Raw genomic sequence first — 13,967 nt, forward strand, 5'->3', positions numbered from 1 at the left:
CCCCTTAGTCTGCTAAAGCAAATTCTGTTAACAGTTTATCAAATATTTTCTGTACCGGTAAAATATCTTTAATCCTGTATACGTTTTTTCCACTGAAGACAACACCTTGATCAAGGTTGCCGTCCCTGGCATTACTCAGGGCAGCCAGTATGCAATACTCATGGGAACAGTTTTTCAGGCACTTGTCGCATTTTTCCGGCTGGGGTGCCTCTCCCTTCATAATCATCTGTGCAAATTTGTTGACTATAGCCCGTCCCGGCAAGCCGACAGGGCTTTTTATGATCTGCACGTCTTCTTCCTGAGCCTGTAGATAGAGTTGTTTAAAAGAGTTATCCACAGTACATTCTTCACTCAGGACAAAACGTGTGGCCAACTGCACGCCGTCTGCGCCCAGTTTAATCATTTTAGCCATATCATAGCCGTCTGTAATACCTCCTGCTGCAATTACAGGGATTTTGACAGAGGCCTTTATTTCCGGCAGAATCTTTTCTATGGATTGATCAGTACCAAGATGTCCGCCTGCCTCACAACCCTCCGCCACGACTGCGGCAGCACCGGCTTTTTCGGCAATCCTGGCGGCTTTACTGGAAGAGACAATAGAAACTACCGGTACTCCTGCTTTGGCACCCCAACTGAACATATCTCTGGAAAAGCCCGCCCCGCTAAAGATTATGTCTATTTTTTCTTCTATGGCCGCCTTGATAATAGCGGCAAATTGCCTGGCTGCAAACATTATATTGATACCTATTATGCCCGAGGTTAAATTTTTGGCCTGTATGATTTCCTCCCGCACTTCATCCGGACTCATTCCTGTAGCCCCGATAACTCCAATCCCACCGGCATTGGCTACCGCTGCTGCCAGCGGTGCTGTAGAAACTCTTACAGCCATTCCACCTTGAATAATCGGGTATTGTGGCATAAGATCTTTTATTTTTAGGGTTGGAAGCTTCACTTCTCATATCTCCTCTCAGTAGGCAAAGAATACATAAGATTATTAAACCATAAATCGGATTGATTTGACAAATAATTTATGATTTTATTCTATTAAATTTATTTTTATTAAGGTAATTAATGCCAATTATAACACAGCGGCCAGGATTATGGAAATCAACATTCCAAGAAATTAGCCGAATTTATTTAGTTATTTTGAATAAAATCATATAGGCAGCTTTGTTAGAAATTTTTCCAATCTTGAGTGACTCGAGCAAAGTATTTATAACATATAAGCAGCCGAACAGTTAGGAAAAGGACAGAGCTGACTCCAGATATATAGAAGGTGAGGTGACAGGACAATGCAAGTGTTGTGCTTTAACACAATTAACACATTATATAATAAAGGTGTACAAATAGCTGAGCTTCTCGCACAGGAAAAGGAAATCTTAGAAGGTTTAATAGCCGATGGCAGCCTGTCTGAGAAAGATAAGAACGACTTGAGTGAAATTTATATGCAGGTAGAAGAAATGAGAGAAAAAAGGCTGTTGATTAATAACCTGTTGGAAATCTATAGAGATATTAAAACAGTCGATACAGGAATACTCTACAGCGGAAAAAAACAGAAGTCTGTAATCATTAACTCTCTGGAACAATTAAAATCATTGTCCAGGGAGCACGGCATCAGCATTATCTGTTTTTCTATAGATGAACTTGATTTAGAAAAGGAACTGGTTAGCGGCATACTTGTCTCGGGTGATTTCGTGGGAAGTTATATTACCCAAATACCTTCCTATATATATAACCTGGCGCTGCATGAGAAAACCTCCAGTATACGAGGCATGAGAAGATTGAGAATGATGGAGAAGATAACGGTAATTAACCCGGTGAACAGGTTCAATCAATCAATAATCTTTGATATATTGGCGTCAATTTCCGATATAGACGATTTAATGCTGCCCTATGATAAATTGTCGCAAGCAATTTTACTGGAATTTTTGCAGAAATATGATTTGGTTTTTCTGGTGCCGGAAAGAGGTTTGTTTGTTCACAAGAGTATTATTATAGAGAAAAATATAGATGGCATGCATAACAGTTATAGTATTAACATCGGTGAAGATAAAGTTTTTTGCCAGGAAAATTATCTTTTTCTTAACATCAGAAAGTTGATTAAAGAGAGAAAGTACATGGTTTTGAAAGGTACTCGCCTGTTAGGACGCGGGGGTTTTCCGCTGGAAGCCAGGGTCTATATTCAAAAAGACGCTAGCGGCAATTGGCAGGTTACTGAGATGCTGGTTAAGGAGGAGAACTTGCAAAGGGGCGGTGAAAGAAAAGGAATTTATTTATTGCATGATATTTTAGCGGATATTTTTCCTGAGCAGGCTGATGAAGTAGAAGAGAAGCTGTACAGCTATTCTATTAATATATGTGTTTATTTAAGCTATTACATGTGTAATCTGGGGAGTTGTACTTTAGATTTCGTGATAGATGAAAAGGGCAATCCCTATTTATTGTATTTTGGTGGTTGCGAGCAAAATGATCATCTCTTCCAGATAAAAAACGGGGAGTTATGGTGGAGATATCTGAAGAACTCAATGGCATATTTAGTTTTCCTGAGAAATCAAGAAAAACAAAATGAAGGTGTCGTATGACCTGGATTAAGCTGCAAGGGGTGAACAGGGACCAGGAGAAATCCTTTTTTTTACCTGGGGTTGTAGTGAGAGACATGCCGGAGAAAGTTAAGATACGTTTTGGAATGAGAGAAACAATAGTGTCTCCTTCTTTTTTACCCGGCTTTGTAAAGTCTCAAAATAATTCCTTCCATAATCCGCTGCCGGTTAGTTGCAGCAGGAGTGTAATTGATGATTTGTTAATTCAAGACGGCTTAACTTACCAAATGCTCTTATCAGGTGACACAATAAGTATAGGCCCGGTAATCGGTTTCTTGCTGGGTGAGCAGCATTATTGTTATCATGACAGTCATTTAAAAGAGTTAACTGACGCTTTGCAGGTTTATGAAAGGGTTGGAGGGCTGTTTTGCGCTTTTCGATATTTCTCCATAGACTGGAGTACGAATTATGTCTACGGGTTGTTTTTTGACTGGACCGGTAAGGCATGGAAGTATGGCAAATTGCCTCTCCCGTCTGTAGTGTTTCGCAGGGGCTTTCACAAAAATGGAGAAGAGTTCAAAAGATTAACAGAACAGGCAGGAGTAAAGTTATTTAATTCCTCAAGATTGGATAAATGGAAGATGCATACTAAACTGAAAAGTAATCAGAATTTTTACCGTCACCTGCCGGATACTGCCAGGCTGACTTCTCCTCAAATACTCTTAAGCTATCTAAAAAAGTATTGCCAGGTTATCTTAAAACCGGTTGATCTCTCCAGGGGCAGGGGTGTTTGTGTAATCAATGAAGCGGGAGATGAAAGCATAGAGTTGAGCGGTTGCAACTATTACGATATAAATTCCCAGAAATCCACCAGAATAAGTAAGCAGTCTATTAAGTCATTCCTGCAAAGATATAAATTATTAGAACGAAATTACATTGTTCAACCATACCTGAAACTGGCCAGGATAAACGGTTGCCCTTTTGATATTCGCATTGTCATGCAGAAAAACGCCAGGGAAAAATGGGTATGTACGGGCATTGAATGCAGGCTGGCCGGCCCAGGGCAATATCTGACCAATATTTCACTGGGTGGCCGGGCATTGCCTATAGCTCTGGCGGCTGAACTGGCCTTTGGCCCTTCGATAAGTCCTGTTCTTTTTAAAAAAGAGGTTATCTCAATTGGCAGCCAATTTTGCGGGCTTATGGAGGAACCGGGTGAGCACTATGCTGAATTTGGCATTGATCTGGCCGTGGACACATCCAGGCGCTTCTGGTTTCTTGAGGCTAATGTACGGCCTTCTTTTAAAGGTTTTCAAGTAATGGACTATGAAAATTACCTGCATATATGCGCAACCCCCATTTTTTACGCAGTGACTGCAGCCGGTTTCGGCAAGAACAAAGCCAGCCGGCGGCTTGAATAATAAAAAATTATGCAAAACATTTCATCACTTAATTGCAATTTGCAGCAGATTGGCTTATTCTATGGTAAAAGCTGTTTTCGAGGTGTCCTATGCATACGAGTTTAAGAAGTTTTCTTAGTTTGCTGCAAAAAGAGAAAGAAATTACCGAGGTTAAGGCTGAAGTAGATCCCTTTCTGGAACTCCCGGAAATCCACCGGCGGGTTATTGATGAAGGAGGCCCGGCTTTATTATTCACAAAGGTTAAAGGCAGTAAATACCCGGTGGTAACCAATCTTTTCGGGACTGAGAGAAGAGTGGAGTTGGCCACCGGTCCCCGTCCGGAAAATCTGGTCAAAAAAGCTGTTTCTTCCCTGGACAAACTGCTTCCTCCTAAACCCAGGGCTCTCTGGAACGAGCGCAGGTGGCTTTTGGATTTTGCCAGATCAGGTTTGAAAAGGGTGGATAGGAGTAAGGCTCCGGTCACTGAGTGCCGGGAAACCCAGGTTAATTTAAGAGAGCTGCCTGCTTTGACCGGTTGGCAGGAGGACGGTGGACCGTTTATCACACTGCCGTTAGTCTATACGGAAGACCCTGTCACCAGGGAGCATAACCTTGGTATGTACCGGATGCAGATTTATTCGGAGAACCAGACCGGAATGCACTGGCAGATTCACAAAGGGGGCGGCTTCCACCATTACGAGGCGGAAATGCGCAATGTCCCCTTGCCTGTAACCGTGTTTTTGGGCGGGCCGCCTGCCCTAATAATCTCTGCCATAGCTCCCTTGCCGGAGATGCTGCCGGAATTGATTTTCACTTCCTTTCTAATCGGAGAGAAACTTAACCTGGTAGAAGTGTCCGGTCAGCGGCATCCCCTGATAGCTGAAGCCGAATTCGCTATTTGCGGTGAAGTTTTGCCGAAAGTCCGCCGCCCGGAAGGTCCTTTTGGTGATCATTACGGTTATTACTCTCTGGTGCACGATTTCCCCGTTTTTAACGTGAAAGAGATTTACCGGCGCAAGGATGCGATTTACCCGGCCACTGTTGTAGGAAAACCCAGGCAGGAGGATTATTTTATCGGTGAATTTTTGCAAAGACTTTTATCCCCTCTATTCCCGGTAGTTATGTCAGGAGTTAAAGAACTCTGGACTTATGGAGAAACAGGTTTTCACTCCTTGGCTGCTGCCATAGTGAGGGACAGTTACCGCAGGGAAGCCATGGCACATGCCTTCAGGATTTTGGGAGAGGGGCAGCTTACTCTGACCAAGTTTTTGATGGTTACAGATGTGCCCTGTGCGTTAAGCGATTTTCCTGAGCTTCTGGAAAACATACTGCAGCGCTTTGACCCGGCCCGTGACTTGCTGATATTAAACAATACTTCTATGGATACTCTGGATTATACCGGGCGTAAGTTCAATGAAGGCAGTAAAGCTATCATGACAGGTCTGGGCCGGCCGTTGAGGGAGCTGCCCCGCGAGTACCGGTCAGGCCCGCTGCTGGCTATTGAAAAAATAAAGCATTACTGCGGCGGTTGTTTGCTGCTCTCCGGAAGCAGTTATGTGGAAAAGCCGGAACTGGCTGCTCAGCTGGTAAAGTCAAGCCAGGAAAAGCTGGCGCCATGGCCGCTGGTTATTCTGGTGGATGATACAGATAAAATCTATGACCAGACGACTTTTTTATGGACGGTGTTCACTCGTTTTGACCCGGCACACGATATATATGCCGATGCGGCCATAGTAAACAACAAGATTGAGTATCGCGGACCTGTTATCATTGATGCCAGGATGAAGCCTTTCTACCCGGATGAGCTGCTGCCCAGAGAAGATATAGTGAAGCTGGTTGAAGAACGCTGGTCGGAATACTTCAAGTAGAAGAAAGTCGCTTAAAGCGACTTTCGAGCAGCCACAGGCATTCGTGCTCATCGGAAATTACGCAGTGCCAACATTGCTTGTGCAATATAAATTTGTACTTCATTATACAATGACTTATCCGCAGATCCATTATAAGCATAATTTCCTAGAGCATAAAAAATCCCTGTGTTTTTATTTTCACAGGGATTTTTTATGCTCAGAGAAGTTGCAGTGTCTGCTGGAAAAGCTCTTTTGTTTTATATCTATAATCTATCAGATTATTTTTGATTTTGTATATCCAAAAGATCGGCAAGTGTGTCTAAAATATCTATGGTACGAATGATTCCTGTTACTTTTTTCTGTTTATTATATACGGGAATATGGTTTATCTGATTTTTTAGAATCACCTGAGTAACTTCGTGCAGGGAAGAATCTTCGTGAACAAAAATATTTACAACCGGCCGCATTATTTTACTTAGACCCTGGTATTTAAGACGGTTTTTCTCAATTCGGGAGAAAAAGGTCCCCCAGGCGATTCTATTCCAGGCATCCTCGTCAATTCCATAAACCCCTAACGCCTTTAATATGGTGCGGGTAGTTAAAAAACCGGCTAAGTCACCCTTGTCATCCAATACAGCCAGTGTACGGTGCCCTATGGGCAAGGATTCTTTCAAAATACGTATGGCATCTTTTAATGAGTCAGTTACATTTACAGTGGCATATTCGGATAAAGGTATCATTATATCTTTAGCTAATCTGTCCGGCATTTTTTACACCTACTTTTTGTTTTATTAGCTGCCAATTAAACGCAGTGCTGATTTTTTAAAAAAAGCTGAGATGGAGAAATTAATGCCTAACCAGTGTCTGTGCACTATTTTAAATTTTGTCGTTTCATAGTATTTAAAAAATAGTTCACGGGAGTTTAATATACCTACCACCCTTTGTTCATTCTTGATCGGGAGGTAGTTAATCCCTTGTTTTATAAAAATACGTGCTGCTTTAGTAACAGGATTATTCTGGTGTAATGAAAATTGCGTGAGAGGCCGCATCACTTCACGAACTGTTACTCTGCCTTTAGTTCTCATTTCATTAATGAAATACCAGCTTACGGATTCACTTTTACAGGAAATATCCTCTTCCATTAATCTTAAGCAGACAGCTTTAAGCAGGCATTTTAAAGTTAAGATTCCCACCGGTTCGCCGTGATCATTTAAAACAATCAATAAGCGGTGTCCCTGCCAGGGGGAACTATTATTATGCAGGTTTTCTTTCAGTGTCCGGATAGCATGATAAATGTTTTCCCTGTCTTGAATAGTGGGATATTCCTCAAGCGGTATCATGTAAGAATCCACCGTAGGTACTGGTGACATACTAACCCCCCTCGTAAAACTATAGTAAATCCTCTAAAAACCATAAAATATCAATAGATCTTATTATTCCAACAATATCTAATTTATCATAAACAAAAACAGAGTTTGTCCCTGTTTTCATAATTATTTTAATTGCCTCATCCACATCATCTTGTGATTTAACATAATCGGTATGCAAAGGACGCATCAGTTCTTTGACACATAATTCGGAGGATATTTTAATTTTATCTGTAAGTGTGTGCCATGAATTGTGATTCATATTATCAGAGTCATTTATTTCTAAAGCTTTTAGAACACACCGGAGGGTAAGAAAACCTACTTTTTTGTTTATGTCATTTAAAACAAGTAATGATTCATAGCCTTGCCAGGAAAAATCTTTTATTTTGTATTGTTCAATAAGGATTCCGGCGGCTTTTTCAATACTGTCATTTTCATAAACTACAGGATATTCATTAATAGATGTCATTACTTGTTCCGCTTTAATTCCCACATTGGCCACCTGCCGATCAAGCTTTTATTTATTATCCCTAAACAATGCAAGAATTTAAGACTTAAATATATAGATTATAAGCACTTATATAAGCAATTATTGTACCAATTATCCGTTAACTTAAATTTGAATAACATTACGTTCACCGCATTAAAATAATCAACTGCAACCGACATTAGTTTGGTGCATGGGTTAATATCAAGTTAAAAATGTTTAGAGTATATGTGAGTTGCGGGTAAAATATGCCCACAAAATGAGCTTAAATTGCCCATCTTGAAGGTGATTTATGTATTGACGGAGTGTATTTATTTGTTTCTGTATTTTAGCTTTTGAAATACCCGCTAATAAAAGGCATCTGAGTACGCTTATGTTTATTTTGAAACCTGGCATACCTTTTGCAACTCTTAGTTGGCAGATGAATAAGTAAAAAATTTCACTATTAATTTTTTCTGGAGGTGATAAAAGGAGGTGTCGTGTCTGCAATCAATAAGTGTTAATGGTTGCTTAAAATTATTAACTTAATATGACAAATAAAAAGGGAGGAGTACACAATGACTGCACAAAGTAGAGAAAGCTTAAGCAAGTTCGGCGTTAAAATTAGTTGTGGAATATTTATATTATCTATTTTATTGTATGGTTTGGGGCTCAATTTTCTTAAATCGGACGTATTTACTCACTATTATAACCCGTCTAAACATGTAATTGTTCAGCAAAACCCTGATACAAAGGAAATATATTCTTGGAAAGATTCCGAAGATAATATTTATACTGCGTCAGACTCTCAGGTTAGCAACTTTAGTTGGGGTACTACTATGCTGTTAATGATTATAATGGTAATAGGTGCGTTAGCTTATAATATGGCTATAAACAGTTATACAAAAGTTTTATTAAACAGGGAACCAAGGATGAGACAAACTATGCCAAGAATTCAATAGAGGGGGATATTATGAATATATTTTTCCCGATTGCCAGAATGCCTATATCAATTGTTTCAATCTTAGGATTAGGTGGAATTGTCGGGCTTCTTTCCGGATTGTTCGGTGTAGGCGGGGGGTTTTTGTTGACACCTTTGTTGATGATGCTCGGGGTTCCTCCGGCAGTTGCTGTGGCCAGTGATACAAACCAGATTGTTGCAGCTTCAGCTTCAGGCACATTGGCTCATGCCAAAAATAAAAATGTTGATTTTAAACTTGGCTTTATTATTCTTATAGGCGGCCTGGTTGGCGGAAGTTTAGGTACAGCACTTGTAAAAGTTCTTCGTGCTATGGGTAATTTTGATTTTGTGTTGAAATCTTCATATGTGGTTATGCTGCTTGTTGTAGGAACATTCATGTTTATTGAGAGTATTAACTCGCTGAGGAAAAAGGATGACACCGGCAGCGGTAAGCCTTCAGCGGTAAAGCGGTTTATGGACAAAATGCCTGTGAAAATGTATTTTGAAGTATCAGGTATTGAGAGTTCGGCTATAGTGCTTTTTGCACTTGGTTTGCTTGTTGGAGTTCTGGCTGCTTTAATGGGCGTTGGCGGCGGTTTTATTATGCTGCCGGTTATGATTTATCTAATCGGTATGCCAACACATAATGCGGTTGGAACCAGTATATTTGTAATTATTTTCACAGCTATAAATGTTACTGTTGCTAACAGTGCCTTAAATCACACAGTTGATTTGGTATTGGCTATGGTTTTGTTGGTTGGATCCTCAATCGGAGCGCAGTTTGGCGCCAAATTGGGTAAAAAGCTTAAAGCTGAGCAGCTTCGTGTTGTGTTTTCCGCAATTGTTCTTCTGGTGATGGTAAAAATGCTTGTAGATTTATTGGTTACACCTGCCGCGTTGATTGGTTTGGGAGGCGGTCATTAATGAAAAAGCATATTTACTTATTGATTGGGCTATTTTTATTCTTATTAAGTGTTAACCCGGTTTGGGCCCAAGATGCTAATATAAGTGTGTCACCGGGTGAAGTTGATATAGGACTTAGTTTTAAAGGTGCCGATTTAGCTGTTTCCGGAAAAGTTCCCAGTGGCAGTGATGTATATATTAAAGTAGCTTCACCCAACGATTCAGTGCTGCAGCTTAGTAAGAAAGGCAAGGTATCTATTTTCTGGATGAATGTTGAAAATACCAATGTAACAAATGTTCCTAAGTTATATCAGGTAATGACATCAAATCCATTATCACAAATGCCTTTGGATTTGCAGAAGCAGCTTGGACTTGACCAGGGTTTTAGCCAGATTTATTCCGTGGGCAAGGTGACTAAACATACAGAAATAGGTTCAGAAGCTCTGTCTGAAGAGGAATCAGAAAATTATATTAAATCACTGATAGATATATATAAAAAGAGCAGTTTATATTTAGTTAAGGAAAATGTTGTTAATGTTGAGGGACAAAATTTTAATACTACGGTTAAATTACCGCCGAATATTCCTCAGGAAGAGTGTAAAATAACAGTTTATGCTGTTAAAAACGGCAAACTTATAACTTCCTCCAGTATTCCGTTCAAAGTATCAAGTGTTGGTTTGGTAAAGTGGTTGAACATGGAGGCAATTTATAATGGTCCTATGTACGGGTACATGGCAGTCCTGATAGCATTGGCCTGTGGCATAGCAATTGCATTAATATTTAATTATATAGATAGTATTTTAAGTGGTGGTGCAAAAACCGGGTTTGACCCTGGCGCAAGCCATTAAGCCCTTTGCATAAATTCCGTATTGTGCGGAACTTCCTAAATTTTCCCAACCGGTTTAATAAAAGACCGGAAGCTCTCACTTGAGAGCTATTTTTTTTTGCTGCAGTAAATCATGTTTATGATGGATTTGTGGATAAGTTAAGGTTAGCACTGCATAATTTCCATCGAACATGAGTGCCTGCAGCTGCTCAAAAGTCTCTTAAGGCGGCTTTCTTGCAATTTTATAAAAACCGGGCAAATATTGCCCAATATGTTGTGAAAATATTGCTCACAGGAGAATGTGAGATGATATAATAAAGACATGGAGATACGGTTCTCTGCAAACAGAACAATTGTCACCGGCGGTTGCTTTATATACTTAAGAAAATATAAAAGGAGTATTTATGTTAATGAAAAAGAAGTATATAACATTAAAATATGAAGGCTTCACAAATCAACTGCTTATATTAGTAGTTATTTTACTCCTGATTCCAATAATTCTTTCAATGTATTTATTTTATATGCTGCATTCTACGGAACTAGGCATAATTAACAGTCATCGAAAGGTTTTGGAAGAAGCTATGAATCAACTTGACAGCAGTATGAATAGCTCGTTCGATGAAATTTTATCTGGCTTGAATGTGGGGAATTTGCAAAGGCGCGATCAAGAAAAAGCGCTTAATCAGGCGCTTAAGCCTGTGGTGGACAATGTTAAGAAAAAGTATCCCAATATGGATATGGGTTTTTATTCAGAGGAATTTGATGTAATCTTAGATGGAGATAACGAGCATTTACATGAGAACTTTTCTACACGACGAAAACGAAATTTTGATGACGCCCTAAAGACTAACAATATGGTATTTGAGGTTTTGGGCCAGGGCGGAGACGGGCAGTTAGAAACCTATCGGCCGTTAAGGCGTGACGGGAAGATTATTGGAGCTATATGGGCTAATGAGGATATAAAACCTATTCAAAAAAGGGTTGACCAAATCCAGCAGGTTGTATATGTTGTAATGATACTTGGGGTTGTTTTGGCTTTTGGCGGGGCTTTTAGTTTGATTAGTAAATTTGCCAAAAATGTCAATGAGATTAAAAAGGGTCTGAATATCATGGGCAACGATCCAACCTTTATGCTGCCCAAAGCTACAGGTGAGTTAGGACAAATAACTGATGCAGTTAATGATATGTTCAATAAACTAATTGATATTCAAAACTATAACGAGCTTATTCTAACAAGCATAGATGACGGCATCATTACTATAGATAAGAATGAAAAGATAATGAGTTTTAACTCAACGGCGGGTGCAATGCTGGATCTCGATAGTAATTGTATCGAGAAAAAAATAGATGAGGTTTTTCCTCCGGACTTCCCTCTATCCTATTATCTGAAGAATACTCTTATTGAGGGTAAAGCGGTAAAGGATAAGGACTTGATTTTCGAAAACTTTACTGATGGACCACGGCACCTGTTGGTCAGTACATCCTTAATGATTAATGTCAGGCAGGAATTGGTGGGTGCTCTGCTGCATTTCAGGGATATTACAGAGTTATCCCGTTTAAGGGAAAGCGTAAACAGGCAGAAAAGACTTGCTTCACTGGGTAAGCTGGTAGCCGGTGTAGCACATGAAATCAGAAGCCCGTTAACTTCAATTACCGGGTATATGCAGTTTTGGAATAAGGGTCGGGTTCCTTCTTCTAAATCATTAAATATTGTTAACCAGGAATTAAATCGATTGATCTCAGTAACTGATAAGCTGTTGCAGTTTGCCAGACCTTCCAGAGCGGTATTTGAACCGTATGAATTAAATATTTTAATCAGAAGAGCCGTGCAATTTTTTAGAGATATACACGGCAGCAGTGATGTTAAGATTTCCTGTAATTGTGCGGAAAACTTGCCTTTAGCCTGGATAGACGCACATCAAATGGAACAGGTTCTGTCTAATATCCTGTATAATGCTTATCAGGCTATAAACCGCACAGGAAATTTAGAGATAACGACCTGGCTGGAAAAAGAAAGGAATATGTTATGCGTGGGAGTGAGGGACAATGGCTGCGGTATCCCTAAAGATGTCATACAAAATATGTTTGAGCCGTTTTACACCACTAAATCGAAAGGTACAGGATTGGGGCTTTCTATTGCAAAAGAGATAATATCAGCGCATAACGGGGAAATTCAGGTGGAAAGTGAACTAAATGTTGGGACTATGGTTGTAATTTATTTACCGATGTTTATAGGGGATGATATGAATGTCAAAAGTGTTGATAGTCGATGATGAAGAAGGCGTTTGTGAGATGCTGAAGGATGTCCTGGAAGATGAGGGTTTCGAAATTACATTGGCCTATAACGCTAAAGATGCTTTAAAGATTATGGAAACAGAATTTCCCGATACGGTGCTTTTGGATATCAGACTGCCTGATGCCGATGGAATAGAGGTTATGGATAAGTTGAAACAAATGGGCATAGAGGTTCCGGTTATTTTAATGACTGCTTTCGGTACAACTGAGATTGCTATTCAGGCAATGAAGCAGGGAGCACATGACTACCTGAATAAACCCTTAAATTTAGATGAATTGGTGCTTGCCGTACAAAAATCAATAAAAATGCAGAGGTTGGTTTCTGAAGTAGCTATTTTGAGAGAAGAGTTAGATCAAGAAACAGATTCAGTAGATAGCTTTATCGGACAATCCAGGCATATGCAGGATGTGTTTAAAACTATCGGTAAAGTTGTTGACAGTGATATTACTGTTTTGATACAAGGGGAAAGCGGCACCGGAAAAGAGGTAGTGGCCAGGACTATTCATAGCAACAGCAGGCGCAGCAGCCGTCCTTTCATTAAGATTAATTGTGCCACGATACCTGAGCAGTTAATGGAGAGTGAATTGTTCGGGCATGAAAAGGGTTCTTTTACCGGGGCTGTCAGTCAGAAAGCAGGTAAATTTGAGATAGCTCACAATGGCATTGTATTTTTGGATGAGATAGGTGAACTGCCGCTGCACACTCAAGCTAAGCTGCTGCGCGTTCTTCAAGAAAAGGAATTTGAGAGAGTTGGGGGCACTAAAAGTATTGAGGTGGATGTACGTATTTTAGCCGCCACCAACAGAAATCTTGAAGATATGGTGCAAGAAGGCAAGTTTCGCGAGGACCTTTACTACAGGTTAAATGTGGTTAATGTAAAACTGCCGCCGCTTCGGGAAAGAAAAGAAGATATATCGTTATTAATTAATTATTTTGTGAAAAAGTTTGCTCGAAAGTATAATAAAAATATAAGCGGCATATCCCAGGAAGCAATGATTTTCGCAGAGAAATATGCTTGGCCGGGTAATGTCAGAGAAATTAAAAACGTGTGTGAGCAGGCTGTTGTTATGGCCCGCAATTCAGTATTAATGCTTGATGATATGCCACTTATAGGAAATGGCAATGGATTTTTGGAATTTAAGAACAATGCTAAAATATCATTGGATACTAATGATAAAAGATCTCTTAAAGATATTGTTGCTGAAGTGGAAAAACAAGTAATTTTGAAATCATTAAACGAAAATAACTGGAATCGACAGAATACAGCCAAAGCACTGGGTCTGAACAGGAGGTCTTTGTATGCGAAAATGAAAGAGTATGATTTGTTGTAAGTTAAAATAATAAGGGCAAAAGACAAATAA

At 39.8% G+C, this 13,967-nt stretch carries 12 protein-coding genes; 8 read left to right on the forward strand and 4 right to left on the reverse strand.

The genetic code is table 11. The features are described from left to right. Positions 1-4: 4 nt before the first annotated feature. Entirely contained in the window at positions 5-952 is a 948-nt protein-coding gene (locus DTOX_RS04615) for an NAD(P)H-dependent flavin oxidoreductase (protein WP_015756563.1), read from the reverse strand. Between the two features lie 340 nt (positions 953-1,292). On the opposite strand from DTOX_RS04615, the gene DTOX_RS04620 reads away from it, so the two are divergent. The 3 genes from DTOX_RS04620 (at position 1,293) to DTOX_RS04630 (ending at position 5,808) form a co-directional block, all read left to right on the forward strand. Further along, entirely contained in the window at positions 1,293-2,582 is a 1,290-nt protein-coding gene (locus tag DTOX_RS04620) for a YheC/YheD family protein (RefSeq protein WP_015756564.1), read from the forward strand. Continuing rightward, positions 2,579-3,961: a YheC/YheD family endospore coat-associated protein gene (locus DTOX_RS04625; RefSeq protein ID WP_015756565.1), complete on the forward strand. Its 1,383-nt coding sequence runs from the start codon at positions 2,579-2,581 to the stop codon at positions 3,959-3,961. The genes DTOX_RS04620 and DTOX_RS04625 overlap by 4 nt, the downstream gene beginning before the upstream one ends. A gap of 89 nt (positions 3,962-4,050) precedes the next feature. After that, a complete protein-coding gene (locus DTOX_RS04630; RefSeq protein ID WP_015756566.1) occupies positions 4,051-5,808 on the forward strand; it encodes a UbiD family decarboxylase in 1,758 nt (585 codons plus the stop codon). A gap of 257 nt (positions 5,809-6,065) precedes the next feature. Here DTOX_RS04630 and DTOX_RS04635 read toward each other — a convergent pair whose 3' ends face one another. The 3 genes from DTOX_RS04635 to DTOX_RS04645 are packed head-to-tail and all read right to left on the reverse strand — an operon-like array spanning position 6,066 to position 7,647. Beyond that, complete coding sequence (locus DTOX_RS04635; protein WP_015756567.1) at positions 6,066-6,554, reverse strand: CBS domain-containing protein; 489 nt, start codon at positions 6,552-6,554, stop codon at positions 6,066-6,068. Between the two features lie 24 nt (positions 6,555-6,578). Then, positions 6,579-7,157: a CBS domain-containing protein gene (locus DTOX_RS04640; RefSeq protein ID WP_015756568.1), complete on the reverse strand. Its 579-nt coding sequence runs from the start codon at positions 7,155-7,157 to the stop codon at positions 6,579-6,581. 19 nt (positions 7,158-7,176) lie between these two features. Continuing rightward, the gene (locus DTOX_RS04645) at positions 7,177-7,647 is read right to left on the reverse strand and encodes a CBS domain-containing protein (protein WP_015756569.1); all 471 of its coding nucleotides are present in this window, start codon (positions 7,645-7,647) and stop codon (positions 7,177-7,179) included. Between the two features lie 551 nt (positions 7,648-8,198). On the opposite strand from DTOX_RS04645, the gene DTOX_RS04650 reads away from it, so the two are divergent. From DTOX_RS04650 to DTOX_RS04670, 5 genes are all read left to right on the forward strand, one after another. After that, on the forward strand, positions 8,199-8,582 hold the full coding sequence (locus DTOX_RS04650) for a hypothetical protein (protein WP_015756570.1): 384 nt from the start codon (positions 8,199-8,201) through the stop codon (positions 8,580-8,582). A gap of 11 nt (positions 8,583-8,593) precedes the next feature. Further along, the gene (locus tag DTOX_RS04655; protein WP_015756571.1) at positions 8,594-9,505 is read left to right on the forward strand and encodes a sulfite exporter TauE/SafE family protein; all 912 of its coding nucleotides are present in this window, start codon (positions 8,594-8,596) and stop codon (positions 9,503-9,505) included. Then, positions 9,505-10,332: a TIGR02186 family protein gene (locus DTOX_RS04660; protein ID WP_015756572.1), complete on the forward strand. Its 828-nt coding sequence runs from the start codon at positions 9,505-9,507 to the stop codon at positions 10,330-10,332. Before DTOX_RS04655 ends, DTOX_RS04660 begins: the two co-directional genes overlap by 1 nt. A 388-nt stretch (positions 10,333-10,720) precedes the next feature. Next, positions 10,721-12,583, forward strand: a complete 1,863-nt coding sequence (gene atoS, locus DTOX_RS04665; RefSeq protein WP_157862853.1) for a two-component system sensor histidine kinase AtoS — start codon at positions 10,721-10,723, stop codon at positions 12,581-12,583. Then, complete coding sequence (locus DTOX_RS04670) at positions 12,558-13,937, forward strand: sigma-54-dependent transcriptional regulator (RefSeq protein ID WP_015756574.1); 1,380 nt, start codon at positions 12,558-12,560, stop codon at positions 13,935-13,937. Before atoS ends, DTOX_RS04670 begins: the two co-directional genes overlap by 26 nt. Positions 13,938-13,967 lie beyond the last annotated feature (30 nt).

Source organism: Desulfofarcimen acetoxidans DSM 771 (genome assembly GCF_000024205.1).
GTDB classification, from domain to species: Bacteria; Bacillota; Desulfotomaculia; order Desulfotomaculales; family Desulfofarciminaceae; genus Desulfofarcimen; species Desulfofarcimen acetoxidans.

What these genes read in the sequence shown, in the direction of transcription:
- DTOX_RS04650 (WP_015756570.1), top strand. Translation starts at nt 8,199, where the DNA reads ATGACTGCACAAAGTAGAGAAAGCTTAAGCAAGTTCGGCGTTAAAATT.
- DTOX_RS04630 (WP_015756566.1), top strand. Translation starts at nt 4,051, where the DNA reads ATGCATACGAGTTTAAGAAGTTTTCTTAGTTTGCTGCAAAAAGAGAAA.
- DTOX_RS04670 (WP_015756574.1), top strand. Translation starts at nt 12,558, where the DNA reads ATGTCAAAAGTGTTGATAGTCGATGATGAAGAAGGCGTTTGTGAGATG.
- DTOX_RS04655 (WP_015756571.1), top strand. Translation starts at nt 8,594, where the DNA reads ATGAATATATTTTTCCCGATTGCCAGAATGCCTATATCAATTGTTTCA.
- DTOX_RS04640 (WP_015756568.1), bottom strand. Translation starts at nt 7,157, where the DNA reads ATGTCACCAGTACCTACGGTGGATTCTTACATGATACCGCTTGAGGAA.
- atoS (WP_157862853.1), top strand. Translation starts at nt 10,721, where the DNA reads ATGAAAAAGAAGTATATAACATTAAAATATGAAGGCTTCACAAATCAA.
- DTOX_RS04635 (WP_015756567.1), bottom strand. Translation starts at nt 6,554, where the DNA reads ATGCCGGACAGATTAGCTAAAGATATAATGATACCTTTATCCGAATAT.
- DTOX_RS04620 (WP_015756564.1), top strand. Translation starts at nt 1,293, where the DNA reads ATGCAAGTGTTGTGCTTTAACACAATTAACACATTATATAATAAAGGT.
- DTOX_RS04660 (WP_015756572.1), top strand. Translation starts at nt 9,505, where the DNA reads ATGAAAAAGCATATTTACTTATTGATTGGGCTATTTTTATTCTTATTA.
- DTOX_RS04625 (WP_015756565.1), top strand. Translation starts at nt 2,579, where the DNA reads ATGACCTGGATTAAGCTGCAAGGGGTGAACAGGGACCAGGAGAAATCC.